General features: G+C 57.1%; 24 protein-coding genes and 1 pseudogene. 12 read left to right on the forward strand and 13 right to left on the reverse strand.

All coding sequences use genetic code 11. The features are described 5' to 3' along the window. The first annotated feature begins 27 nt into the window (after window positions 1–27). From ACTHO6_RS13345 to ACTHO6_RS13370, 6 genes are all read left to right on the forward strand, one after another. Window positions 28–1,332, forward strand: coding sequence for a homocysteine synthase (locus tag ACTHO6_RS13345; RefSeq protein ID WP_440242063.1), 1,305 nt, complete (start codon window positions 28–30; stop codon window positions 1,330–1,332). 233 nt (window positions 1,333–1,565) lie between these two features. Continuing rightward, window positions 1,566–2,621: an ArsR/SmtB family transcription factor gene (locus tag ACTHO6_RS13350; protein ID WP_440242064.1), complete on the forward strand. Its 1,056-nt coding sequence runs from the start codon at window positions 1,566–1,568 to the stop codon at window positions 2,619–2,621. Further along, the gene (locus ACTHO6_RS13355) at window positions 2,621–3,847 is read left to right on the forward strand and encodes an MFS transporter (RefSeq protein ID WP_440242065.1); all 1,227 of its coding nucleotides are present in this window, start codon (window positions 2,621–2,623) and stop codon (window positions 3,845–3,847) included. Before ACTHO6_RS13350 ends, ACTHO6_RS13355 begins: the two co-directional genes overlap by 1 nt. Before the next feature lie 52 nt (window positions 3,848–3,899). After that, the gene (locus tag ACTHO6_RS13360) at window positions 3,900–4,838 is read left to right on the forward strand and encodes an AAA family ATPase (RefSeq protein ID WP_440242066.1); all 939 of its coding nucleotides are present in this window, start codon (window positions 3,900–3,902) and stop codon (window positions 4,836–4,838) included. A 4-nt stretch (window positions 4,839–4,842) separates the two neighbouring features. After that, the gene (locus ACTHO6_RS13365; protein WP_440242067.1) at window positions 4,843–6,033 is read left to right on the forward strand and encodes a DUF58 domain-containing protein; all 1,191 of its coding nucleotides are present in this window, start codon (window positions 4,843–4,845) and stop codon (window positions 6,031–6,033) included. Further along, the gene (locus ACTHO6_RS13370) at window positions 6,030–7,379 is read left to right on the forward strand and encodes a DUF4129 domain-containing protein (protein ID WP_440242068.1); all 1,350 of its coding nucleotides are present in this window, start codon (window positions 6,030–6,032) and stop codon (window positions 7,377–7,379) included. The genes ACTHO6_RS13365 and ACTHO6_RS13370 overlap by 4 nt, the downstream gene beginning before the upstream one ends. A gap of 274 nt (window positions 7,380–7,653) precedes the next feature. Here the strand turns inward: ACTHO6_RS13370 and ACTHO6_RS13375 are convergent, their stop codons facing one another. The 7 genes from ACTHO6_RS13375 to ACTHO6_RS13405 form a co-directional block, all read right to left on the reverse strand. After that, window positions 7,654–8,427, reverse strand: a complete 774-nt coding sequence (locus tag ACTHO6_RS13375; RefSeq protein WP_440242069.1) for an HAD-IIB family hydrolase — start codon at window positions 8,425–8,427, stop codon at window positions 7,654–7,656. Between the two features lie 120 nt (window positions 8,428–8,547). Then, the gene (gene pdxR / locus ACTHO6_RS13380) at window positions 8,548–9,927 is read right to left on the reverse strand and encodes a MocR-like pyridoxine biosynthesis transcription factor PdxR (protein WP_440242070.1); all 1,380 of its coding nucleotides are present in this window, start codon (window positions 9,925–9,927) and stop codon (window positions 8,548–8,550) included. 69 nt (window positions 9,928–9,996) lie between these two features. Further along, a complete protein-coding gene (locus ACTHO6_RS13385) occupies window positions 9,997–11,370 on the reverse strand; it encodes an MFS transporter (protein ID WP_440242133.1) in 1,374 nt (457 codons plus the stop codon). Window positions 11,371–11,448: 78 nt separating this feature from the next. Then, a complete protein-coding gene (locus ACTHO6_RS13390; RefSeq protein ID WP_440242071.1) occupies window positions 11,449–12,036 on the reverse strand; it encodes a TetR/AcrR family transcriptional regulator in 588 nt (195 codons plus the stop codon). Window positions 12,037–12,196: 160 nt separating this feature from the next. Further along, complete coding sequence (locus ACTHO6_RS13395; RefSeq protein ID WP_440242072.1) at window positions 12,197–13,225, reverse strand: NADH:flavin oxidoreductase/NADH oxidase; 1,029 nt, start codon at window positions 13,223–13,225, stop codon at window positions 12,197–12,199. A 172-nt stretch (window positions 13,226–13,397) separates the two neighbouring features. Beyond that, entirely contained in the window at window positions 13,398–14,504 is a 1,107-nt protein-coding gene (locus ACTHO6_RS13400) for a citrate/2-methylcitrate synthase (protein ID WP_440242074.1), read from the reverse strand. A 121-nt stretch (window positions 14,505–14,625) separates the two neighbouring features. Beyond that, window positions 14,626–15,540, reverse strand: coding sequence for a LysR family transcriptional regulator (locus ACTHO6_RS13405; protein ID WP_440242075.1), 915 nt, complete (start codon window positions 15,538–15,540; stop codon window positions 14,626–14,628). Between the two features lie 178 nt (window positions 15,541–15,718). Here ACTHO6_RS13405 and ACTHO6_RS13410 point away from each other — a divergent pair, with 178 nt between their 5' ends. After that, the gene (locus ACTHO6_RS13410; RefSeq protein WP_440242076.1) at window positions 15,719–17,365 is read left to right on the forward strand and encodes a hypothetical protein; all 1,647 of its coding nucleotides are present in this window, start codon (window positions 15,719–15,721) and stop codon (window positions 17,363–17,365) included. Between the two features lie 54 nt (window positions 17,366–17,419). Here ACTHO6_RS13410 and ACTHO6_RS13415 read toward each other — a convergent pair whose 3' ends face one another. The 5 genes from ACTHO6_RS13415 to ACTHO6_RS13435 all read right to left on the reverse strand — a co-directional run bounded on the left by ACTHO6_RS13415 (window position 17,420) and on the right by ACTHO6_RS13435 (window position 20,526). After that, window positions 17,420–17,866: a metal-dependent hydrolase gene (locus ACTHO6_RS13415; protein WP_440242077.1), complete on the reverse strand. Its 447-nt coding sequence runs from the start codon at window positions 17,864–17,866 to the stop codon at window positions 17,420–17,422. 261 nt (window positions 17,867–18,127) lie between these two features. Further along, entirely contained in the window at window positions 18,128–18,709 is a 582-nt protein-coding gene (gene clpP / locus ACTHO6_RS13420) for an ATP-dependent Clp endopeptidase proteolytic subunit ClpP (protein ID WP_440242078.1), read from the reverse strand. Between the two features lie 40 nt (window positions 18,710–18,749). After that, window positions 18,750–19,013 (reverse strand): hypothetical protein, encoded by a 264-nt coding sequence (locus ACTHO6_RS13425; RefSeq protein WP_440242079.1) that lies wholly within the window; start codon window positions 19,011–19,013, stop codon window positions 18,750–18,752. Further along, window positions 19,010–19,603, reverse strand: coding sequence for a winged helix-turn-helix domain-containing protein (locus ACTHO6_RS13430; RefSeq protein WP_440242080.1), 594 nt, complete (start codon window positions 19,601–19,603; stop codon window positions 19,010–19,012). The genes ACTHO6_RS13425 and ACTHO6_RS13430 overlap by 4 nt, the downstream gene beginning before the upstream one ends. Window positions 19,604–19,752: 149 nt before the next feature. After that, window positions 19,753–20,526, reverse strand: a complete 774-nt coding sequence (locus ACTHO6_RS13435) for an MBL fold metallo-hydrolase (RefSeq protein ID WP_440242081.1) — start codon at window positions 20,524–20,526, stop codon at window positions 19,753–19,755. Between the two features lie 122 nt (window positions 20,527–20,648). Here ACTHO6_RS13435 and ACTHO6_RS13440 point away from each other — a divergent pair, with 122 nt between their 5' ends. From ACTHO6_RS13440 to ACTHO6_RS13460, 5 genes are all read left to right on the forward strand, one after another. Next, window positions 20,649–21,062, forward strand: a complete 414-nt coding sequence (locus ACTHO6_RS13440) for an Lrp/AsnC family transcriptional regulator (RefSeq protein WP_440242082.1) — start codon at window positions 20,649–20,651, stop codon at window positions 21,060–21,062. Window positions 21,063–21,160: 98 nt separating this feature from the next. Further along, window positions 21,161–21,448, forward strand: a complete 288-nt coding sequence (locus ACTHO6_RS13445) for a hypothetical protein (RefSeq protein WP_440242083.1) — start codon at window positions 21,161–21,163, stop codon at window positions 21,446–21,448. 27 nt (window positions 21,449–21,475) lie between these two features. Beyond that, window positions 21,476–21,610 (forward strand): hypothetical protein, encoded by a 135-nt coding sequence (locus ACTHO6_RS13450; RefSeq protein WP_440242084.1) that lies wholly within the window; start codon window positions 21,476–21,478, stop codon window positions 21,608–21,610. 378 nt (window positions 21,611–21,988) lie between these two features. Further along, window positions 21,989–23,155, forward strand: coding sequence for a cation:proton antiporter (locus tag ACTHO6_RS13455; RefSeq protein WP_440242085.1), 1,167 nt, complete (start codon window positions 21,989–21,991; stop codon window positions 23,153–23,155). Between the two features lie 149 nt (window positions 23,156–23,304). Beyond that, the gene (locus ACTHO6_RS13460; protein WP_440242086.1) at window positions 23,305–24,444 is read left to right on the forward strand and encodes a glycerate kinase; all 1,140 of its coding nucleotides are present in this window, start codon (window positions 23,305–23,307) and stop codon (window positions 24,442–24,444) included. A 165-nt stretch (window positions 24,445–24,609) separates the two neighbouring features. Here the strand turns inward: ACTHO6_RS13460 and rpmG are convergent. Further along, a pseudogene (gene rpmG / locus ACTHO6_RS13465) lies at window positions 24,610–24,786 on the reverse strand (50S ribosomal protein L33); the annotation flags it as partial. Between the last annotated feature and the right edge of the window lies 1 nt (window position 24,787).

Genomic DNA, 24,787 nt, shown 5'->3' on the forward strand with positions numbered 1-24,787 from the left:
CATCCCCCCTATAAAGGAGAGATTCGCATGTCTGAGCAGCAACAATGGAAACCGGAAACCCTCGCTGTACACGGTGGGCAAGAAGTAGATCCCGTAACAGGTTCGCGCGCCGTTCCGATCTATCAGACGACCTCCTACGTCTTCCGCGACACCGAGCATGCCGCCAACCTGTTTGGCTTAAAAGAGTTCGGCAACATTTACACCCGCATCATGAATCCGACCCAGGACGCCTTTGAAAAACGCGTAGCTCTCCTGGAAGGCGGCGTCGGCGCTCTGGCAACCTCCTCCGGTCAGGCAGCGATCACCTTTTCCATCTTGAATATCGCCCAAGCCGGGGATGAAATTGTCGCATCGAGCAGTTTGTACGGCGGTACGTACAACCTTTTTGCGCACACGCTCCCGCGTCTTGGCATCAAGGTTCATTTTGCCGATCAGTCCAATCCGGAAAACTTCCGGGCGTTCATCAATGAAAAGACAAAAGCGCTCTTTTGCGAGACGATCGGGAATCCGCGCATCGACGTAGCGGATTTGCAGGCAATCGCTGACATCGCGCACGAACACGGCGTGCCGCTGATCGTGGACAATACGTTTGCTTCGCCGATCTTGTGCCGTCCATTCGAGCATGGCGCAGACATCGTCGTCCACTCCACGACCAAGTTCATCGGCGGGCACGGCACAGCGATTGGCGGCATCATCGTCGATTCCGGCAAGTTCGACTGGAACAACGGCAAATTCCCGGGCCTGACGACACCGGACCCGAGCTACCACGGCGTCGTCTATACGGAAGCCGTCGGACCGCTCGCCTACATCATCAAGGCCCGCGTCCAGTTGCAGCGCGATATCGGCGCAGCCGTGGCCCCGATCAACTCCTTTTTGTTCCTGCAAGGCTTGGAGACGCTGCACCTGCGTATCGAGCGGCACAGCCAAAACGCACTGGCTGTCGCCCGATTCCTCGCCGCGCATCCAGCGGTCGAGTGGGTCAGCTACCCTGGCCTGGAAGGCGACGCCCACTACGCGCTGGCGCAAAAATATTTGCCCAAAGGTGCTGGCGCCATCCTCACCTTTGGCATTCGCGGCGGCGTGAAGGCAGGCAAAACACTGATTGAATCCGTGAAACTGTTCTCGCACCTGGCCAACGTGGGTGATTCCAAGTCGCTCATCATCCATCCGGCCAGCACGACGCACCAGCAGTTGAATGAAGCGGAACAGGCGGCGGCCGGGGTAACGCCGGGGCTGATCCGGCTGTCGGTGGGCACAGAGGCGATCGACGACATCATTGGCGATCTGGAACAGGCCTTGCAACGCGCCGTCCAGCCTTCTACTGTCAACTAAGCTTGTTTTTGTCTCGTAAAAAGCGGCACGCAACTCTCGTGGAGAAGCGTGCCGCTTTTCTAGTTTCGGGTGCTGTTTTCTGTTCGCTGCTTTCAGACGATCTCCCCTCATCCTGCCACACGCAAACATCCTCGTTCGAAATCTATCTAACCTATCATACGAAAAATATTGAATTTACAATTCGAACCATTTAAAATGAGACGTACTACAAATATTGGAAGGATGATCGCCTCTTGCAAGTATGGAACATCGGGAGCGAACGCACGACCTACGAGGTGCAATTCGCCTTTTCGCCGCTGTTTGAAGCAGCGTTGGGCATCGCCGTTGCCACTTACGAGCAGATTCATCACACACTGGAGCAGCCGCCCGCCTACTGGCGCGAGCTGATCGAAGCACTGTCCCCTGCTGTCCAGCGCGAGGTCGCTTACGCCAAGGCGCACAACACATGGAAGGCGCTTTTGCATCTGCTTCACCAGTACCGCCAGCAGCCTTTTGCCGAGCTGAGGACGTTTCTTGGCTACGTCAGGCAGTTGCCAGAAGAAGAGTTGCGCTATCAGGCACTGCCTTTTTTGGGCGAAGCGCGGCAAGCTTCCCGGCGAAAAGCCGCGCAAGGAAGCAGCGCCGATCGCGAGCTGTTGCAGGCAGCCTGTCGCGGCCACCTCTTTTTCGAACGGTATATCGCCCATATTACTTCGGTGGACGCGGAGGAACTGCGCCAGCACCTGCTCGTACTGATGGAAGGCTGGTATCAGGCGCACATCGAGCCGCAGGAGGAACTCATCTGCCGCATGCTCGAACGGGAGATGGCCCAAAAGCGCGGCATGCAAGAAAAGCTCGACCCGGAAGCGCTGGTGGAATGGGCGACCGGAGCAAGCTATCCACCTGAGCCGACTGTCACCCGCGTTCTGCTGATCCCGCAGGCGGTCTATCGCCCCTGGACGGTGCAGGCCGATGACGCAGGCTGCAAAATTTTTTACTACCCGGTTGCCGATGAAAACTTGCGCGAGCAAATCGACCCGTATCAGCCGCCGCAGACGCTGGTCCAATCCTTCAAGGCGCTCGGAGACGAGCAGCGGCTCCGCATGGCAAAAATGCTCGCGCAGCGGGAGCTGACGCTGCAAGAATTGACAGAAGCGCTCCAGATGGCCAAATCGACGGTGCATCATCACCTATCGATGCTGCGCTCCGCCCGGCTGGTCGAGACGAGCGGAACCCGCTATCGCCTGCGCAGCCAAGCGCTCTCGCAACTCCCGCTGCTGCTCGGGCAGTTTCTCGGCAGGGATCAATGATGACAGCAGCCACGAGCACATCGACCCTCTGGAAAGACCGCTCCTACCGCTGCATCCTGCTCGGTCAGCTCGCCTCCGAGCTGGGCGCCTCGCTCGGCACGCTCGCCAATAGCTGGCTCATCTACCAGGTGACCGGCTCGCAGGCAGCCGTCGGGCAGATGTGGCTGCTCTACTTTGTACCATCGCTCGTCGTGCAGATTGTGGCCGGACCGTATCTCGACCGCTATGACAAAAAACGCGTCATGCTGTTTTCGCAATGGATGCGCAGCATCGCGTTCGGTTGTTCCTTCGCCGCGATTGCGACCACGCCCGGCTCCTTGTGGCCGCTCTACTTGACCGCTCTCGTGAACGGCCTCGTCCAGCCGCTGTACGTCCCGGCAAGCCAGTCATTGCTGCCTGCTCTCGTCCGAAAAGACCAGTTGCTGCAAGCCAACGCCTATCTGGATAGCGCGCTGCGCATCGCCATGATCGCAGGTCCGCCGCTGGGCGGGATTCTCGTCGCCAGCATCGGCGGCGATCAGGTGCTGGCATGGGTCGCCGTCGGATATGCGCTCAGTGGAGCTTTTCTCCTCCCGTGCAAAAACGCTCCCGCCTTCCCTGTCCGGGTGGCCGAATCGTGGTTTTCCATGTTCAAAGCCGGCCTCGCGATTTTTCGGGAAAAACCGCTGCTTCTCTATCTGAGTCTGTATTCGGCTCTCGTGCAGTTTGCGGTAGGGGTCACGCTCGTGCTCAACCTTCCGTTTGTGGCGGGAGAGCTGCACGGAACGGCCTTTCACGTCGGGTTGTTTTTGGCCAGCTATCCGTTCGGCTACTTGCTTGGGACGTTTCTCGTGCCGCGGCTGGACAAGGGGCGGGAGCAGCCACTCATCATGCTAGGCTCTCTGGTCGCAGGCGGGGCGAGCTTCGGCGCGTTAGGGTTTACCCATAGGATCGAACTGGCGATTTTGATAGAAGTGCTGGCGGGTATCGCTGCACCGTTTTTTCAGCTACACAGCACCCGTCTCTATCAGCTCCACGTCCCGCCCGCCATGATGGGGCGCGTCTTCTCCGTGCGCCTGCTCGTCGTCCGCACGACCATGCCCGCAGGCATCTGGCTGGGCGGAATGCTCAGCGACAGCGTCGGCATCCGGCCCCTCTACGTCGCCATCGGCGCGATCATCGTCATCGCTGCCGTCAGCGGAATTGTTTTGCAAAATTTTGTAAAATACAGGATATTCCATGTATAATGAAATCCGAGCAACTGTCTCTCCATCCTATCTACGTTAAAGGAGAATTTCCATGACTCATCCCGCTCTGGATAGCCTTTTCGCTTCCGTAAATCGCGTCATCGTCGGCAAAGAAGAGCAGGTGCACCTGCTGGTGACCGCTCTGTTGGCGCGCGGGCACGTGCTGCTGGAGGACCTGCCTGGCATGGGCAAGACCGTGCTTGCCAAAACGTTGGCGCAGGCCATGGGCGGGACGTACAACCGCCTGCAGTTCACCGCTGATCTGCTGCCTTCCGATGTAGTCGGACTGCACGTGTTCAACCAGCGGACGAGCGAATTTGAACTGCGCAAAGGACCCGTGTTCGCGGACGTTTTGCTCGCGGATGAAATCAACCGGGCCACGCCACGCACCCAATCCGGCCTGCTCGAATGCATGGAAGAACGCCAGGTCACCATCGAAGGCGTCACGCTGCCGCTGCCTTCGACGATGCTGGTGATCGCCACCCAAAACCCGATTGAATCGGAGGGGACCTATCCCCTGCCCGAAGCCCAGTTGGACCGCTTCCTGTTCCGCCTGTCCCTCGGCTACGGCACGCGCGAGGACGCCAAGGAAATCCTCCGCAGATTCCGCAGCACCTCTCCTTTGGAGACGGTGCAGCCAGTGATCTCGGTGGAACAAATCGCCGCCCTGCAAAAAGAAGTGACGGCCGTCCATGTCAGTCAGGCGGTAGAAGATTACGTCATCGACCTGACGGAAGCGACGCGCAGCCACCGCTCCGTCGATGTCGGCATCAGTCCGCGCGCCATGCTCGCCCTCTTGCGCGCAGCCCAGGCTTACGCGTTTGTCTCCGGCCGCGCCTACGTATTGCCAGACGACGTGAAGGCCGTTTTCCCGAGCCTCGCCGTCCACCGCATCCGCCTGTCGATGGAAGCGGAGCTGCATGTAACCGAGCAGGAAGTGGTGGCGCAGATCATGTCGAGCGTGCCCGCCCCCGTCGAGGAAAGCGTGTAGCCGGATGGATACGAAGCAAACTTTTCACGTGATCGGCTTTGTGCTTCTGCTTTTCGCGCTGTTTTCCGGCAGTTGGTTTCTTTGGCTGCTCGGCGGTTTTTTCTTTTTCATGCCTGCCGCCCAAAAGTGGTGGGCCGACTCGCTCCCCCAATGCATCAAGCTGGAGTGGACAAGCGACCAAACCCGCGTCATGCCTGGCACGCCTGTGACGATTACCGTTCGCCTGTCCAATCGCTCCTGGCTGCCGTTGCCCTCGACATGGCTGCGCTTTTCCTTGCCTGAGCACGTCACGGTCGACGGCGGGGACGAAGTGAAAACGAGCAACCAGCGGACGATTGTGCGACTGCGCTTCGACTTGCCCATGCGCCAGAGCGCAGCCCGAACCTTGACGCTTACTCCCCACAAGCGCGGCACCGTCTGGCTGACGGAGATTCAATCGGAGACAATGCCGTTGTTCGCCAGGGAAGTCACTTCCTTGCCGTTGTCGCTGTCGTTTTCCCTGCTCGTCTACCCGTTGCCGCTACCGCTGCCGCCGCTGTCACTGGAAGAGACACAACCGGACGGAGGCAGGCTCTCGCGCCAACGGCAACAGGAGGATGTCACTTTTTTGCGAGGGACGCGGCCGTATAGGCCGGGGGATCGGTTCAAGCATCTTCACTGGAAAGCGACTGCGAAGACGGGCACGCTCGAAACAAGGCTGTTCGAACACACCGCCCATCCAAACTGGCGAATCGTCGGCCATATGTTGCCGTCCTACGAACCGTTGCAGCAGCGGCATAACGATGTCGTCAATGAACGGATTATATCCAGCCTTGCTGCACTGTCCATGCTGTGCCGGAAAAAGTCGATTGGCTACGAGCTGCTGCTCACCATCAAGCAACGCGGCCGCGAGCATTTTCACATGCCTGCCGGCAGCGGCAAGACGCACCATCTGCACGTCATGACCCAGCTTGCGCACATGCACCATTACGTGACGACGCCGCTAGCCAGCCTGCTCCGCCGTCTGGAGGAAAGTCCGGCCAAGGAAGCGATCATCCTCGTGACGGCGCGGCCGGAGGAATTGCCTCAGACGACTCTGGAGCGATTGGTGCGGCGCGGACACAACATTGCCGTGCTCGACGTATCCGGGGAACAGGCTGCGTTCAAGCGGTATGAGCAGGCGCGTCTGGACAAAAGGAGCGTGATGGCGCGATGAGCTTTTCCCTCGTGAGCCGATGGACGCTGACATTTTGGCTGGAAGCGCTGCTCGTTGGCAGTTCGCTGATGATGCTTGGCCGGATGACGGCAGACTTTGGCGCGTTGCTGTTCTTTTGCCTCGTCGGCTGTCTGCTCCTGATCGCGGGAAGCTGGCTGTATCACCACGGCGGCCGCCACACCGTGCTGCATCTCTTGCTCTATCCGTTTGTGCTTGGCGTCGGAGTGCTCAGCTTCGTTCTGTTCGGCTCATGGCTGATCGCTCTCGTCCTGGCAGGCGTCTTTTTTTGGCGGATTCAGGGAGCGGCTGCGAACGGGATCAACCATGTCAGTCTGCTGCGGCGGTTCGTCCTGGCCTTTATGGTCTGCCTGATCCAGTTGGTTGTCGCGGCTTTGTACGGAACTGCCGTTGATTCGGAGACGTTTTCGCCTGCCCCTTACTTCGGCATGCTCGCGCTCGTGACCGCCAGCTACGTGCTGATCGCGGCCGGGGCTTACCTGCTGCGGGAGGAAGCCCCTCCTATCCGTCTGCCTGCCCGCCTCCGCCTGATGCTTGCGGGTCAGGTGCTGGGGACGCGCCTGCTTGCGACAGTGGGCTATGTGGCGGCTGCTTCCGCCCTGCTCGGTGTGTGGAGCCTGCTCTGGTCGTGGGTGAAAGGACCGCTTGGCACCGGGCTTTACATGCTGATCGAGCCTGCCTTGCAGCTGCTGGCGGAGTGGATGTCCGGGCTGGCGCAAGTGTTGGACAAAGACCAGCGCATTCATCAAATGCTGAACCAAGAAGGGCAAGGAGGCAATCTGCTCCTGGACCCCGTCCATCAGGGCGAATCGCTCTTTTCCGTGCTGGAGCCTTATCTGATCTCGCTTGTCGTCGTCGTAGCGCTGTTTCTGTTGGGCAGGTACATGTGGATACGCCGCAATCGCAACTGGCAGGCGGAGCAAAAAGCAGTCACGGCAGCCCCGGCAATGGAACTGGCCCCGCTGCCCCTCTCTCCGGAAGGCGACACGGCGGAATGGAATGTTTCGAATTGGTTCAAAAAACCGCTTGGCCCCGCAGATGACGCGACCCGCTACGCCTACTTCCAGTTTTTGCAGACGATGGACAAGCACGGTGTCACGATCCACCCACATGAGACGACGCAGGAGTTTTTGCAGCGGCTGCAAAAGCACCCTGCGCTGACGGGGGCACAACTGGAGCTGGCAGGCAAAATCACCGGCTTCTACGAGCAGTATCGTTACCAGGAGCATGCTTTGTCAGAGCAAGAGCTTGCGGACATGCAGCAAGCTGTCCAAGCGCTGGCGGCCTATGAGCAGACCGGCAGTCCGCGTGAATCAAAAGAAGTGTAACGGGCACGATCATGAGCAACCGTGCGCTCGCCACCCCTGACCAAACGAAATGACCGCCCTTAAAGCCTTGACAGGCTAAGGCGGTCATTTCGTCAGTCAATTCGGATTCATGAGCGCACCCGTACAAAGCGGCGCTTTGTCAGTGCTAGTTCCCCCAAACTGCCAGGCCACCCCCTGGCCGAGAAGCTGGTACTGCCCATAAGTCCTTCTTCTCCAAAAACGCCTGCCCCCCCCCAGAGCCAAGCGGCGGCTTTCCCGCTCCCTCTCCTGATTCTCACGACGTGCGAACAGTCCTGTACGCCACGCCTAATTCCCTGATTTTGGAAACAATTGCATGCTCCACCTGGTCGTCCACGGGAATTTGCTCGGTCGCAAGCGGAACAAGCGGAGCGTATTCGCCGATCAAAACGGAATGATGCGCCTGTTCGAACAGCGGCAGATCGTTCATGTCGTTTCCCAAGCAGATAAACGTCTCTTCAGGCGCCGCCTGTTGCAAAGCGGCGAACTTGTTCACCCCTTTGCAGGTGAGATCGAGAATCCCCTCGGCAGAGTGGGAATGAAGCGTGACATCCAACTCTCTCAGCCTCGCAGACAGCTCGTCCATTCGTTCCGCCGATACAATCAAGATTTTCAGGACCGCATCGAGCTGGTCAAAGGCAAGGCGGCTGGCTAATCGCCCGCTGTGGATATGGCGCAGGATCGGCTGGTCGTCCGTGCAGTTGTGCGCGTAGTCCCACTTGTCATCAATCAAGAACTGCGCCCGGTGATCGGTCAGGATGCTGAGGATCTCTGCCGCCAGCGGAGCGGGAATGGGGGTGTAGGCTTGCAGCCGTCCGTGCTGATAGGTCATGGCTCCGTTTGCCCCGATGAGCAGATGCCGGGCAAAGCGCTCATCCAAAACAGGCAGCATATCCCGGCACGGCCTCGCCGACGCAAAGCCCACGGTGTGGCCCTCTTGCTCCAGCCAGAGCAGGCTGTCCAGTATGTCGGCCGAGATCGGCTGGCCTTTGAAGCAGATTGTCCCGTCCAGATCGAAGATAAATCTCATCTCGTGTTTGTCCCCTTTGCTTTGTCGCTTTGTCGCTTTCTCGTCCATCATAGAGGGTCAAGGGCCCCTGCTTGAAGGGACAGATGGAACAAGATGAGTGGGACAGAAAAAAAGGGACCGTCACCCGAACCAGGCAGAAGCGAGCAGGCGAATGCCTTCCTCGATCTCCTGCTCGGTCAAGGCGCCGTACCCAAGCAATACCGTCGCATGTTGCCGCGTGTCATGCACCCAGTACCTGGCTGTTCCATACACCTTCACGCCGCTTCGCGCGGCACGCTCCATCCACTCCGCTTCGCTGCCCTTTTTCATCACGGTCAAAAAAGCGTGCAAGCCCGTGTCCTTTCCTTCCACTTCCACGCGCTCGCCCATCCAGCGGGAGACGGCCTGAAGAAAAGCCTTGCGTTTGTCGGCATAGCTTTTGCGCATGGCCTGGACGTGCCTGTGCCAATAGCCGTCCGCCAAATACGCAGCCAACGTCAACTGATCGAGTCTGGATACAGGTTGATCGTATTCCGGCACCCGCTGGTGAAAGCACGCCAACAGCTCATACGGCAGGACGAGATAGCTGACGTTGCAGACAGGCAGCAGCGCTTTGGAAAGCCGCCCGATGTAGACTACCTTTTGCGGAGACAGGCTCTGGATCGCGGGGAGAAAGCTTTCCTCGTACTTGAACTCCCACTCGTAGTCATCCTCCACGATATACGCCCGGGACTGCACCCATTCGCTCAGCGCATACCGTTTTTCGAGCGGCATGACCAGCTTGTGGATGAACTGCTGCGACGGACTCACGTACATGACGTCGGCGCCGCTATCGACCAGTTCCTGCATGGAAACGCCGTCCGCCCCAAGCGATATCCCCCGTACCTGATAGCCGCCGTTTGCAAACGTGTTGCGCGCCCCGTCATAGCCGGGGTTTTCCACGCCGATGACCTGCTTTTCCCTGTCCAGCAACTGAACGAGAACCGACACAAGCTGCTGCGGAGTCGCGCCGACGATGATCTGCTCCGGCGTTGCCGCGACTTTGCGCGTCTCGTGCAGCAGCTTCACCAGTTCTTTGCGCAGGGCAAACTCGCCCTGTGGCTGCCCCTCGACCATATAGCGCTGCTGGTGGTCAGCGATTACGCGGTTGCGCAGTTTGTTCCACTGCTGAAACGAAAAACGCCCCATTTCGATATCTCCGTAGCGAAAATCGATGCGAATGTCCGCCGCTTGCGCTTCCTCCGGACTTGTGCCTGGTGTGATCGAAGGACGCTCCCCCTGAGACACGACCTGGTAGCCTTTTTTCGGGATGCTCCTGACGTAGCCTTCCGAGACGAGCAACTGGTATGCGACCTCCACCGTATTTTTGCTGACGCCGAGCGATTGCGCACAACTGCGGATCGAAGGCAGAAATTCCTCGTCCTGCACATGGCCGTGCCTGATTTCGTCTTTTAGATAGTGATAAATTTGCGTAAAAAGCGGTTCTTTTTCACGAAACCGGATGGCAGACAGCTCCCGCAAACCGCCTCCCCCTTTCCAGCCGTCCTTTTTTCCTTAGTCTATCATACTGGCCGTTTTGGGGGATTCGCTTCAACTGTTGGCCTGCAAGCCGGAGCTACGGGTTTTACCGAAACGGAAATAGTAGAACAGGAAAATCAGCGCGTGCAGAGCGGCAAGCACCAGGTAGATATTGCTGTAAACAAAGCCGACCGCGTACGGATTTGCCGGATTCCACTGGGTCGCCGAACCAAGGTCGATCACTTTGCTGTAAATGCCCGAAGCAACGCCCATGGAGATGAAGTTGACCATCGAAAAAATCCCCATCCCTACTCCCGCCTGCTCCTTCGCCAGCGACTGGGAGATCGCGTTTGCCAGCGAGATTTGCATGAACGACTGCCCCACATTGCCAAAGATCAAAAAGAGCGCGATCCCGATGACCACTATGCCCGTAAAGGTAGAAAGCAGTCCAAAAGAGACCACGAGCAAACCCGACGCCAGAAAAAACAGATACGCGTTCCCTTTCCGGTCTGCGAGCTTCCCGCCCACGCTGCCGAGAAGCGCGGAGGCAATCGCGGCCGGAACCATCACAAAACCGATCCAGTTTGTCGACAGTCCCTGCACGGACGAAAGCAGCAGCGGGCTGACATAGTACAGGGCAACCCCCATTCCGTTGATAAGAACCGCAAGCACAAGTCCTGCCGTGTAGCGTTTGTTGACAAAAATTTTCGGCTGCACAAACGGATCGGCAGCCCGGCGAATCCGCACAATGAACAGCACCAGCGTGAGCAGGCTGCCAAGCAGGAACCACCACGTACCGTTCGTGACTCCGAGAAGCAACAGCGCGACCGAACCCCCGAGCAGAGCGCCGCCCAGCCAATCAAAAGACCCGCGCGCGAGCGTTTCGTCCTCCGCCAAATATTTGCGGTAAAACGGCAGCGTCGTGAGAATCAACAGCGGCACGGCGAACAGCCAGCGCCAATGCGCAAAGCTGACGATGAGCGCCGACAGCACAGGCCCAAGCGCCCCGCCGAGCGCCAGCCCGACGGCCGTCATGCCGAGGACAGAACCACGCCTCTCTGGCGGGAAGTAGCGGACAGGAATGAGCATCGCCGTAGCCGGAATGGCGGCCGCCCCTGCCGCCTGCAAAATCCTGCCGAAAAGCGCCAGCGCAAACGATTGGGATGCCAGCCCGATCAGCGAGCCGACAGCAAACACGAGCAGCCCGAAGGTAAGCAAATTTTTTAGCTTGTAGCGGTCTGCCAGCTTCCCGTAGGTGACCGTCCCGATTGCGTAGAGCAAGCCGTACGCCGTCGTCAGCCAGCTTACCTCGGAGATCGTCAGGTGAAACTCCTTGCTGATTTCCGGCAGGACGATGTTGAACATCAAGCCGCTTATGGAAGAAATCGTCAGGGTGAACATCAAAATGCGCACCAACACCTGCTTGTTTGCCTCGCTTTGTTCCATAGACACGTCCACTCTCCACCTTTCCCTTGGATTGATTTTTGACTGTCAGCGCTGACTGACAGCTCTTGAATAAAAAAACTAGGGAGTCAACGCCCTAGCAAACATCTCCACGCTTTCCGCGATAAACGCCTCCAGCGTAACGCCCGAAAAGCTTTCCGACGCATCCAGGTTGTTCATGAAGGCGCCAAAGTGCATCATCATAAAAGCCGTCGCCTGAACTTCCGGATTGGTTGGCACGATTTTGCCCTTTTTGCCCATCTCCGCGAAGTAATTCGCAAGCCCGGTCAACAGCTGCCGGGGATGCTTTTGCGTGCGTTCGCGAAAGCCAGGCAGATGCCCCTCGTCTTTGATGCTGATCCAGATCATCTTCCGGTTCCGGTTCATCAGCTGATGGTACGTCCGGCTGACCAACAGCAGGTCTTCCCGCAAATCCCACACGAGCTTCTCCGCAAACAGTTTGGTCATCTCCTCCGCGTAATGGAAGTGGTCAAAGGCGCTCTCCAGCAGATTGCGTTTGCTGCCGAACTGGCGGAACAGCGTCTTTTCACTCAAGCCTGCGGCTGTCGCGATTTCTTGCGTCGTGACCCCGTTGTAGCCTTTTTCCGCGATGAGATCAATGGCTGCGGCCATCAGTCGTTCCCTGCTGCTCTGATAATTGCTGTCCATGCTTCCCCTCATTCCCCGAAATGATTGTCAGTGCTGACTGACATTCATCTTATATCACTTTCCAGATGATGTCAATCGCTTTGCAAGAAAAAGGCACCCCTCCCTGTCCGCCACACGGCGGCATGGAAGGATGCCTCTGATCCTTTCCCCGTTCATTCGATCAGAACGCGCGCGCATACTGCCGTGGCGGCTGGGCTTCTTCAGCCGACAGCGCGTGGATTGCATGCAGCGCCCAGTACGGATCACGCAGCATGCCGCGGCCTACTGCGACCAGATCCGTGTCGCCGTTGCCAATCACTGCTTCTGCCAGCTTCGGATCGTCGAGGTTCCCTACCGCGATGACCGGAACATCGAGCGCCTGCTTGATCGCCCGGGCAAACGGAACCTGATAGCCGGGGTGGATGCCCGGACGTCCTCCAGAGCCGATCGGCCCCTCTCCGCCGCTCGACAGATGGAAAATGTCCACGCCTGCCTCCTTGTATCTGCGGCACAGCTCTGTGCTGTAGTCCAGGCCGTATCCGCCATCCACGTATTCCACGGCAGAGATGCGCATGATGAGCGGCATGTCTGCGGGAATCACCTCTTTGATCGCGGCAATGACTTCCACGCCAAATAAAGCTTTGTCGCGTCCGTATTCATCTTCCCGCACGTTCGTTAATGGGGAGTGGAACTGGTGGATCAAGTATCCGTGAGCGCCGTGAATCTCGATCGTGTCCATGCCTGCTTCCACCGCGCGTCTTGCCGCTTCGCGAAACTTGACGACCATCGCTTTGACTTCCTCTGTCGTCAGTGCCCGCGGCGTTTTGTAGCGGGAGCCTGGAAACGCAATCGCGGATGCGGACACGGGCACTTCCGCATCTTCCGCTTTGCGGCCGGCATGCCCGATTTGAATGCCGATTTTCGCGCCGTACTTGTGAACCTCGGAGACGATTCGCTTGTACGCCGGGATCTGCTCGTCAGACCACAGCCCGAGGTCGTAATTGGAAATACGACCGTCCGGCTCCACGTCTGTCATCTCTACAATGATAAGGCCCGTGCCTCCTACTGCGCGGGACACGTAATGAACGAAATGCCAGTCTGTCGGCGTGCCATCCTGCGCTTCCACAGAGTATTGGCACATCGGCGGCATGACCACGCGATTTTTCAAGGTCAATCCTTTGAATTGAAACGGGGTAGACAACAAGGCCATTTGTTCCACTCCTTACTTTTTTTCATTATCATGCCAAAAGTTAGCGTAGTCTGCAATCCCTTGGCTGCACTTTGGAAATTTTCCTGTCGTTGGAAAATGGATCGCAGGAACAAAAAAAGCCACCCGCAAAAACGGATAGCTTTTCTCCCTACTAAAAGACAAAACGCCCTTTTTATGATTCCGGCATCGTGCCGATGTAATTCGATTGCGGACGGATGATCCGGTTTTTCGCAGCTTGCTCCAAAATATGAGCGCTCCAGCCGACCACGCGGCTCACGGCGAAGGTCGGCGTGAACAGGTTGTCGTCCAGCCCTACCGCACGCATCACGGCTGCGGCAAAAAACTCTACGTTTGTGTTCAGCTTGCGGCCTGGCTTGTATTCCTCCAGAAGCTGCAAGCCTACCTTTTCCACGTGTGTCGCCAGGTCAAACCACGGATCGTTGGCCGACAGCTCGGAAGCGACGACGCGCAATGCCGTTGCCCGCGGGTCGACCGTTTTGTAGACGCGATGTCCGAAGCCCATCAGGCGGCCGCCGTTTTCCAGCTTGTTGCGCAGCCACGGCTCTGCGTTTTCCTTCGTGCCAATCGCTTCGATCATCTCCGTCACTTCGGATGGTGCTCCTCCGTGCAGCGGACCTTTCAAGGTGCCGATGGCAGCCGTTACCGCAGAAATCAAGTCAGACTCGGTAGAGCTGACGACGCGTCCTGCGAAGGTGGAGGCATTCATGCCGTGCTCCTGCGTCAAAATCAGATACGCATCCAGCGCCCGCACATGGGCAGGATTCGGCTTCTCGCCTTTTAGCATATACAGGTAGTTTGCCGTATGGTCAAGCTCCGGATTCGGGTCAAGCGGCTGGCGGCCTTCCAGGCAAGCGAAGCGATACGCGACGATCGTAGGCATTTTCGCAACCAGGGAAATGACCTCCTCTATGGTTGGCGGGAAGCCGTGGGAGGAGCTGCCCAGAGCGGACACTCCGGTACGCAGCACACTCATCATATCGACATCTGCCGGAATCAGCTTCAGGATTTCTTTGACAGGCGTAGGCAGTTCGCGGTTTGCTTTGAGTGTATTCTTGAATGCCACAAGCTCCTGCTCGCTTGGCAAGTGTCCGAACCAGAGCAGGTGAGCAACTTCTTCAAAGGTGTGATGAATAGCGAGATCGCGTGCCCAATGCCCGCGGTATACCAACAGACCGTTGATGCCATCGACCAGGCTCAGGTCTGTTTCTGCTACGGCGATTCCTTCCAAACCAATGGCCAACGGATGTTGCTTTGTCATGATCGCCACTCCCTTTTCCTCTCTTTTCCTTCAGTATATCGATTATCATTCTGAAAGGGAAATAGAATAAAAACCCGCTATTAATCACATTTCGTAATTATTCGGGATAGAGGCAGCCTGGCTACCCCTTGCCTCCCTGCATGACCGGGGGCATCGGCGGATACAGCGCCTGCAAAATCTCCATGAAGTGCCGGGCAGGCTCGCTCATGCCGGCTTTGGGCACGAGCAGGTAGGAGGCGACCGTGGGCAATGCGAGTCCGGGCGTGGGCAGTTCGATAAAACGATTTTCGAACAACTCCCGACTCACTGCCGACCGAGGCAAAAACGAGACACCCAGCCCGTCTTCAATGAAACGCTTGGTAATGTCCACCTGCGAGACAGCCATCGTGCGCAAGGCAAGCCCCCTCTGGCGCAAATGCAAAAGCAGCTCGTCCCAATATCCCGGATGATTGTGGGTCAACAAACGGTTGGACTGTACCTCCTGCTCCCAATCGGGCAACGGCGCGTCCATGTCCCCGCCGTTGTGCGGGACCGCAAATACGACCGGGTCCTCGTACAGCAGATACGTGTCCAGTTGGAACAATCCGGGCATCATCCGGGTCAGCCCGAGATCCACCTGTCCGCTCTGTACCAGCGGGCCGATTTCGACGGAGTCGGCGATTTTGATCGAGATGTCCACATCGGGATACTGCTTGGTAAAACGATGGAGCAAATGGGAGAAGCGGGCGCGGGCAATGATTGGCGAGACAGCCACCCGAAGCTTCTCCCGATACCCTTGGCGCCACGCCTGCAAATCCTCCATGCTGTGGTGCCACTGCTGCAAAAGTCCTTTTGCATGCGGCAGATAGTGCTTGCCTGCTGCCGTCAGCCGAACGCGTTTCCCGACTCGCTCAAACAGCTTGATCCCCAGCTCCCTTTCCAGTTGCCGGATATGCTGACTGACAGTGGGCTGCGCAATAAACAACGCCTCAGCCGTCTGATGAAAATTTTCGGTTGCAGCCGCCACCAGAAATGTTTGCAGCACGCGAAAGTCCACACGATCTCCTCCTATCCATCCCTTTCCCCCTGCTATTGGGTCATTTCTCCTCATTTTTGAAATATTTTACTGGAAATCTCTTCCCTCCATCCTCCTTATGGTACAATACAAAATCGAGTGCGAAAAACCCATTTGCCAATTCGCACGCCAAAGAGAGAGGGACAAAGGGGAGGAACTCATGGAATCCACAACAAACGTGAAGCCGCCACGCAAAAGCCTGAAAAAGCCGCTATGGATTGCCGGAGCGGCTGCTGTCGTCATCTTGGGCGGATTCGGAACAGCCTACGCCAAGTTCGACTTGTTCAAAAGCGCGAAAACCATCTACCTGCAATCCGAGGCAGAGAGCATGCTACAGTTCTCATCGGACGTCGCCAAGGCTTATGAGGAATACGAAGACTACATGAAGCCTTACCTGGAGAAGCCTGTCCATTCTACGACCGAGCTGTCTGACATCACAGTAGAGGCTGCAATCCCCGACCCGCAAGTCCAAAAGGTACTCGAACTGTTGAAAAATGCCAAAATCGTCATGCAAAGCAACATGGACGAGCAGAAACATCAACAGCAAGGCAACTTCGAAGTCCAGCTCAAGGACAAGAAGCTGGCTACCCTTGAATATTTTCTCAACGACACACAATTCGGTTTCCGCCTGCCTGCGTTTTACTCCAAATACGGTTACATGGACTTGAAAGACCGCGATGCGCTCAACCAAAAGTTCGGCCAAGAGCTGCCGAAGCGTTTTCTCACCTATCGTGACCTGATCGCCGCTGTCCGCATTAGCCAGGATGAAGTGAGAAGCACGCTTGCGCCTTACGCGATGCTGTACGCAGACTCGATCAAGGACAGCCAGGTGACCATCACCAAGGATGCGTCCTTCTCTGCGGAAGGTTTTACGGAAAGCGCGCGCGAGATCACGGTAACCTTTACCGATGAAGAAGCGAAAGCGCTCGCGACGAAGCTTGCGGAAAAGGCGAAAGCGGACCAGAAGCTGTTTGACTTGTTCTACACCCGCTACCAAAATGTTGCGACATTGCTGGCAGATAGCGGCTATGCCATAGAGGAAGTTTCCAAGGAAGAATCCCGGAAAATCTACGAGCAAGGCTTCGACGACTTGCTGAAGGACATTCGCGACACCACCACGACAAGCAAGCAGCAGTTGAAAATGACCATGCTCGTAGACAGCGATCACCGAATCCTGTCCCGCAAGCTGCTGTTTGCCGAAGCAGACGCCAAAGACGAGCAGCTGTTCTTTAGCGGCATCGCTTACCAAAAAGGCGCGGACAGCTTCTATCGCTACTCCCTCCACAATCCGGAGGACCCGAAAAACGGCGAGCTGTCCTACACGTACAAAGCGACCGAGCAAAACGGCAAAACAAACGGCAAGCTGAGCGTGTTGGTAAAAAACAGCGAGCAGCCGGCTCTCGATCTGGCAACCACGTTCGAACAGGTGAAGGAAGGACAAAAACGAACCGACACGTACCATTTCGCCCTTGTCCTGGCGGATGAATACTCCGAGCCTGTTGCTTTGAACGGGAACGTCACCGTATCCGAGACGACCACAGACAGCGGGCGCGATTCCGATAGCAGTGTGAAAATCACCTTCGACAATCCGACTCCTGACATGCCAAAAGGATTCAGCCTGAAAGTGAAGTCCAAGCAAGAATTCGGAAAAGCGCTGGAAATCCCGGCGATGACGGCCGACAATGCCATTAACCTCGCAACCCTCACTGACGAACAAATGATGGAAATTCAGCGGGAGGCAGAAGCCGGGGCACAAAAATTTTTGGCGGAAAATGCCGAGTGGATACAGCCCTTCTTGATGCCGTAAGCATCGTCCTTGCCTACAACAAAGAACCCTGCCTTGTGGACAGGGTTCTTTGTTTTACCGATATCCCGTGTAAATAATGAATCCGATCGCTGCGTAAAAGACGAGCCGATCTACCGTGCGATAAAGCGTCTTCGGCAGACGCAGGCCGATCCATCCTGTTCGCAGCGGCCAAAAAAGCTGGATGCGCCCGACCAGCATATCGCTGACCAGATGCGACAGCAGCCCCCAGAGAGCAGCCCAGCCCGCTGGCGTATCGCCCCAGAAAAGGGCTGGCAGCAGCAGGATGACCCAGGAATGGGTGATCGTCCGGTGGCCCAGCCCTCTTTGCAGCATTTTCGAGATAGGCCCAAGAAGATGTCCCAGCTTGCTTCGCGCCTGGTCGATATCCGGCACCAGCGCCATTGTTGCTCCGATCACGCTGCCCTCCCAGGACGGGTATGCCCCGTAGCCTGCGATTGCGCCCAGGAGCATGTGTGTCTTCCACGTCATTGGTTGTTTCACACCGACTTTCCCAGATGTTCTCGTTCGCTTTTGCTCAGTTGGTGTGAAGAGTAGTCTCTTCCCCATCGTTTGTCGCTGAACTTTTATCTTAGCGCATTTCCCGCATCTGGGACAGACCCGACAGCCATCCAGGCTGCTTTTCTTGCTCTTTTGTTTCCTCACGCCTTGAAGCTTTGCCGCACGACTGCGTTTGGCCCAAAAGAAAAAGCACCCGCGGCGCAGTCCGTGGATGCCTGACGAAACCATCTATTCTTCCTGGTGCTATCGTTTTTCGATTACTTGATCGATCAAGCCATAGTCAAGCGCTTCGGCTGCCGACATGAAGTAATCCCGGTCGGCATCCTTTTCGATCTTCTCGACTGGTTTGCCGGTACGCTCCGCGATTATCGAATAGAGCATGCTACGATGCCTGAGGATTCGTTCTGCGGCGATCTGGATATCGCTCGCCTGCCCTTGGCTGCCGCCCCAAGGCTGATGAATCATGACTTCCGCATTCGGCAGGGCGTAGCGCTTGCCCGGCGCTCCCGCCACCAAGAGCATCGCGCCCATGGAGGCCGCCATTCCCGTGCAAATCGTAGATACGTCCGGGGCGACGAACTGCATCGTGTCGATGATCGCCATTCCCGCTGTCACAGAGCCGCCAGGTGAGTTGATGTACAGATGAATATCTTTTTTCGGATCTTCCGCCGAAAGGAACAACAGCTGGGCCACAACCGCATTCGCCACCTGGTCGTCAATGGCGCTGCCCACAAAAATGATGCGGTCCTTTAGCAAGCGGGAGTAAATATCGTACGACCGCTCTCCATAACTCGTCTGCTCGACCACTACCGGAATCAGATTCATGCAAAACCCTCCTTTATCATTTGTTTACGGATGGAACGGATTACGCTGCCAGTCTCAAGCTGTTGGCCTGCGGCGTCGCAACCGCCGCCTTGCTTTTGCCAAACCCGGATGAAACCTGCGTGACGACAGCCGGGTTGTCGGCGGGTCCCACTGTCCATGCGGTCACAGCGGCTTCCCTGTCGACAGCGCCACCGCTACCGTCTCTTACAGGCAGCGCAATGACATTGCCCCGCTTTGATTCGGTCCGATTTTCCCACACGACGACGGGCCTTGGTTGGCCTGCTGCTCTGGCTTCCGCCTTCATGACTGATCGCCCCCTTCTTTTGGATACACCGCGAGAATGACCTGATACGTCTCCTGCCCCTGCGCTGCTGTCTGATACTTTTTGACCAACTGATTCACCAACTGCACATATTCTTCGACAAAAGCGCTCCGCTCCTCTTCGCTGGCGAGGCGAATGCTGGTATCGAGTGTGGCACTCGGAATTTCTTTCTCCTGATCCGAGCGCTCCAACAGGAGCAGGGCGTCGCGCTTGATCCGCTCCGCCGTATGGATCAAATGCGACAAAGCCCCCTGGTCCTTCATCTGCTGCACCGTGTCGTTCGCCCAGTTCAGCCCTTCGGAGAGCACGTAAGTCCGGGCAATCGCCAAATACAGCACCTCGACCAGATTGCGAACCTGCCGACTGCCCACCCGTCTGACCAGCCCGACTTTTTCCAACGCCTTCAAGTGATAATTGACACGCTGCGGAATCTCATTGATTGCCCGCGCCACTTCCGCCGCCGAAGCAGGCTCCACCAGTCGGCTCAAAATCTCCGCCCGGAGCGGATTCAGCAGCGCCATCGCCTGCTCCGGCGTCTCGACGATATACGTATCCAGCTGTTCGTGCGCCACAACAACACCTCATGACATTAATCATTTACGTAAAAATAGTTTATTACGTTAGATTCGATTTGTCAAATGCTGGACAAGCCCGAAAAAGGATCGCACGAAAAAAAGCAGCTCCGCCTGTTCGCAAAGCTGCTCGTATCTGTCCGTTTCCGTCACGCTTTACCGGGACCAGGGTAAGCGATTCTCTCTCCATCTGCGGGTATCCGCACCCGGTCCTGGAGCTTTCGTTCCGCCAAAAACGCATGCAACTCGGCGCGTGACAACAGACAGTGATTCCACGTCTCCATGTGCGCGACGAACAGGTGGCTGTCCGGGGCGGCGGCCGCTACAAGAGCGATGTCCTCCCCCGTCATGGTGATCGGGTCTCCCGTCAAAAACCGGGCCGCTCCGGCAAACACGACAATCACGTCGGGAGCAAACCGCCCGATGGCCTCCTCCACCTCGGCACACCAGACCGTATCCCCTGCCACGTACAGCGTCGGCTCGCCAGGTGCCTGCCATACAAAGCCGGACACTGGCCCCATCTGTTTCCCGATCTCGCCTGTCCCGTGCCTTCCGCCTGTGCGGTAGAGGCGAATTCCTTGCCATTCCTGCTCGCTTTCAATCGCGGATACATGGGAAAAGCCCCGCTGGTGCAGCATGCCTACATCCGGCGGCTGGCAAAAAACAGGCAAGTCGTCGGGCAGCAAGCAGAGCGCTTTTTCGTCCAGATGATCTCTGTGCGTATGCGTCACCAAAACCGCTTCTACACCCTCCAGCACTTCTTCCGTGGAAACAGGCAGCTCCACCAGCGGATTCGCTCGCTGATTCGGCGTATTTGGCACAGCAGACAGCTCCCCCGCCGCGCTGAACATCGGGTCGATCAAAAACGTGCGGCCGCCGTAGGTCACTTTGAGCGTAGCATGTCGAACAAGTTGGATGTGCATGTCTTCTCTTTCCTCCCATCGCAGGCGTATAATCGTGGTACCTTGCTTTTATTGTAAAAGACGCGCGCAGGTAGCCGCGAAACAAATCCGGCGCCTCACTTTCACCGCGAAAGGAGATTTTCATGCTCGACCAAACCGACCATGCCATTCTGGCTTTGCTGCGTCAAAACAGCCGTCTTTTGTGGAAAGACATCGGCGAGCAGGTCCATCTGAGCGGGCAAGCCGTCGGCAACCGGATCAGAAGACTGGAGGAGCAAGGCGTCATTATCGGCTACACGACCATCGTCGACGAGGCCAAGCTGGCTCCTTCGCTCACCGCGATGGTCACGATGTTCATGAAGACGACTGACCATTCGCGCTTTGCCCGCTTTGTCGCAAGCCGCAGGGAAGTCATCGAAGCTCATCGCATCAGCGGGGAAGGCTGCTACACGCTGAAAATCAACGTCGCGGATCACACCGCCTTAAACCGCTTTTTGGACGACCTCCTGCCCTTTGGCAATTACCGCGTCAACCTGTCTATCGGCCAGCTCAAATAGTGCAGCAATTGCGACCAAACGCAACCTCCCTTCTTTTGCGTATTGCCTGATGATGTGAACAAGAGTAGAATGATGGGTACGAAAGGAGGGGAATCGCCATGGAAGATATGCTGTTGCTGCCTTCACTGGAGGATTTCTTCGCCTTGCTCGGCCTCTTGGTGAGTTGCTTTACGTCGGCCTTTTGGCTGGGACGTTGGCACTACCCGCCAATGCAGGCGTTTCGCTGGAGTGCCAGCGACACCTATCGCCCTTCGATCAATCCGTGCCTGGTTGAGACTTATCCGATGGCAGCAAGGCAACCGCTGCGCTTCCGCATGCTCCGGCGCGCGCGGCATGCGAATGGCGACAAGGATACCGACCGTTTCCTTTTGGATCTGACTGCTTGAACGCCAATCCAAAAGGAGGTAGATCGTATGATCGCCAAATATATCGGAGAAGCTTTGTTGTTTGTGGTAGGTTTGCCGCTCTTCGCTTACCAGACCGGAGAAAGCCTGCACGCATTGGCTGACGCCTTCGCGCAAATGTCCGATTACATCCACTGGAAATAAACGCGCCCGTTTGCAGGCGCACAAAAGTAAGCCTGACTGTCTGTTTGAAACGACCGTCAGGCTTTTTGTTTCGGTAAAATGGCGCGACGAGCAGCAAAACTGAGGCAGAAGCGGTTTTCTGCGCTTTTCTGTGCGTTTCTTTTGAACATAGAAAAAGGGAGCGATCGTGGTAACGGCATAATTCCGCCACTTTTCTAGCGTTTCTTTACTTTTCCCGAGTCCTGTGCTAGAATGTAAACGTAACCAAAATGAATAGGGATTTGTTAATGGTGGAGCCTGTCATCGTAGGGTTCTTTTTGTCTTTTTTCGGCCGACAAAAAGAAACCGCGATGACGGGCTCTTTTTGCTTGGTACACACAAACCAAAGGGGGAAATCGCATGCTTATTTTTCAACTGGCCGTCATCCTGATCGCTTCCAAAATCGCCGGAGACATCAGCGTGCGCCTCGGACAGCCGTCCGTTTTGGGGAAGCTGCTGATCGGGATCGTGCTCGGTCCGACCGTACTTGGACTGGTGACCGACACGGACATTTTGAAGGAAATCAGCCAGATCGGCGTCATTCTGCTCATGTTCATCGCCGGACTGGAGACCGATATCGACGAGTTCAAGCGCACCGCGAAGTCTTCTACCAGCGTGGGGGTAGCCGGCATTATCGCGCCATTGGCACTCGGCTATCTGGCCGGGGTCACGATGGGACTCTCCCCGTTTGCGTCACTCTTTTTGGGGCTGTTGCTCTCGGCGACCAGCGTGAGCATCTCGGTGCAAACGCTGAAGGAATTAGGCAAGCTGCAATCACGAGAGGGCGCAACCATCATGGGGGCTGCCGTCATTGACGACGTGCTCGTCATTTTGGCGCTGGCGTTCTTGATGAGCTTCGCTGGCGGCGATGTGAACCTCGGCCTGGTCATTGCGAAAAAGCTCGCGTTTTTCGCGATTGCGTTCCTGCTGGCCTGGAAAGCCGTCCCGTGGGTTCTGCGAAGATTCGCCTCGCTGCAAGTGAGCGAATCGTTGATCTCCGCCGCCCTGATTATTTGTTTCCTGTTCGCGTATTTTGCCGAGTACACAGGCGTTGCCGCTATTATCGGCTCCTATATCGCGGGTGTCGCAATCAGTCTGACCAGCTTCAAGCAAGAAATCACCCGGAAGGTCGAAACGATCAGCTACGCCGTCTTTGTGCCCGTCTTTTTCACTTCGATCGGCGTCGCCGCCCAATTTTCCGGGATTATGGAAAATTGGTGGCTAATCTTGATTTTGAGTGTGATCGCCATCGTTTCCAAGCTGGTGGGTGGCGCCATTGGGGCCAAAATCACCGGATTCCCTTGGAAGCATTCGCTCGCCATCGGCGCTGCCATGGTATCGCGTGGCGAAGTGGCGCTGATTATCGCCGCGATTGGGCTGGAAAACAACCTGCTTTCTGACGACATGTTTGCTGTCTTGATTGTCGTGGTCCTGGTGACGACGATTGTCACACCGCCGCTGATGAAATGGCTGTTCGCGGAGAAAAACACACAAGAAGAACAGCTTTTGATGAAAAAGAACGCATAGGCAAAAGAGCCGGGCTGTTCCCCGTCCGATGACGGCGGAGCAGCCTTTTTTCATCTGTCTTTCCTGCGCGATTTGTGCCGCTTCAAGCAGGGGCTTTTTCACCCTGCCGTCGAAGAGGATAAGCACATGCAAAGGAGGGTGGACCGCCCATGAAAATCGTTGTGGCCCCGGATTCGTTCAAAGGAAGCCTCACTGCCCAGCAAGTCAGCGAAGCGATTGGCACAGGCGTGCGCCGCGCGTATCCCGATGCCGAGATCGTCGCAAAGCCGATGGCAGACGGCGGAGAAGGTACGCTGCAATGCCTTGTCGACGCGACCCATGGAAAAATCATGACGACCACTGTCAAAGACCCGCTCGGCCGCCCCGTTTCCGCCGCATTCGGCATTTTGGGCGACGGCGCCACTTGTGTCATCGAGCTGGCGGCTTCGTCCGGCCTGTATCTGCTCTCCCCGGCGGAGCGCAACCCGCTTCGCACCACCACCTACGGCTTCGGCGAGCTGATCCTCGCCGGTCTGGATCTCGGCTGCCGCCGCTTTATTCTCGGACTCGGCGGCAGCGCTACGAACGATGGGGGCGCGGGCATGCTGCAAGCTTTGGGCTACAGGCTGCTTGACCAAGCCGATCAGCCTCTGTCCTTTGGCGGCGGAGAGCTTTCCCGCCTGAGCCGCATCGATGGCAGCCAAAAAGACGAGCGCCTCGCTGAATGTCAGTTTGTCATTGCCTGCGACGTCACCAACCCGTTTGTCGGGCCAAACGGCGCTTCGCATGTATTCGGTCCGCAAAAGGGAGCCACCCCGGACATGGCCCGCGCCCTGGACGACCATTTGCGCCACTTCGCAGACGTGATCGAGACAAGCCAGGGGATCGCCATTCACGATCTGCCGGGAACAGGGGCCGCAGGCGGTGTAGCCGGGGCGCTCCTCGCCTTTCTCGGCGGCACACTCCAGGCAGGGGTTCAAATCGTCATGGACATAACCCGTCTCGCGGAAGCCATGGATGGAGCCGATCTCGTCCTGACCGGAGAAGGCCAGGTAGATGCACAAACCGCACACGGAAAAACACCGTGCGGCGTAGCCCAGCTCGCACAGTCGTTCGGCATCCCTGTCATCGTGCTGGCCGGCTCTGTCGGCGCGGGGATCGAAGCGCTGTACGAAAAAGGCGTGACGGCCGTATTCAGTATCGCCAACAGGCCGATGACGCTACAGGAATCCATGCGGGACAGCGCGGCGCTTCTGGCACAGACTGCCGAGCAAGTCATGCGCATGTATGCGATTCGGAGGGGGTATTGAGGCTAGTGGATGGCATGGCAGTAGTGGTCACGATGGCGGCTGGTTTGTACGCAAGCCCCGTTCGCTTGCATTCGCCCCCGGCTTGTCCTCGCCACGCGTAGCCTGCCCTTTTGCAACGAAAAAGCTCTCCTCAGCAACAGCGTCATGCTGCCAAGCGAGAGCTTTTTTCGTTTCCCGATGCAAGGTATAGCGCTTCAGGCGGGGCGAATACTTTTTCAGCTCCAGCCGCTCGGGATTGTTTCGCTTGTTTTTGGTCGTGATGTAGTTGCGATCTCCCGTTTCTGTGCATTGCAGCGTCCAGTAACCTTGCTTTCCATGCCGGACACCATACTCCATCCCCATT

Source organism: Brevibacillus sp. SAFN-007a, assembly GCF_051967035.1.
In the GTDB taxonomy this organism is placed as follows: Bacteria; Bacillota; Bacilli; order Brevibacillales; family Brevibacillaceae; genus Brevibacillus.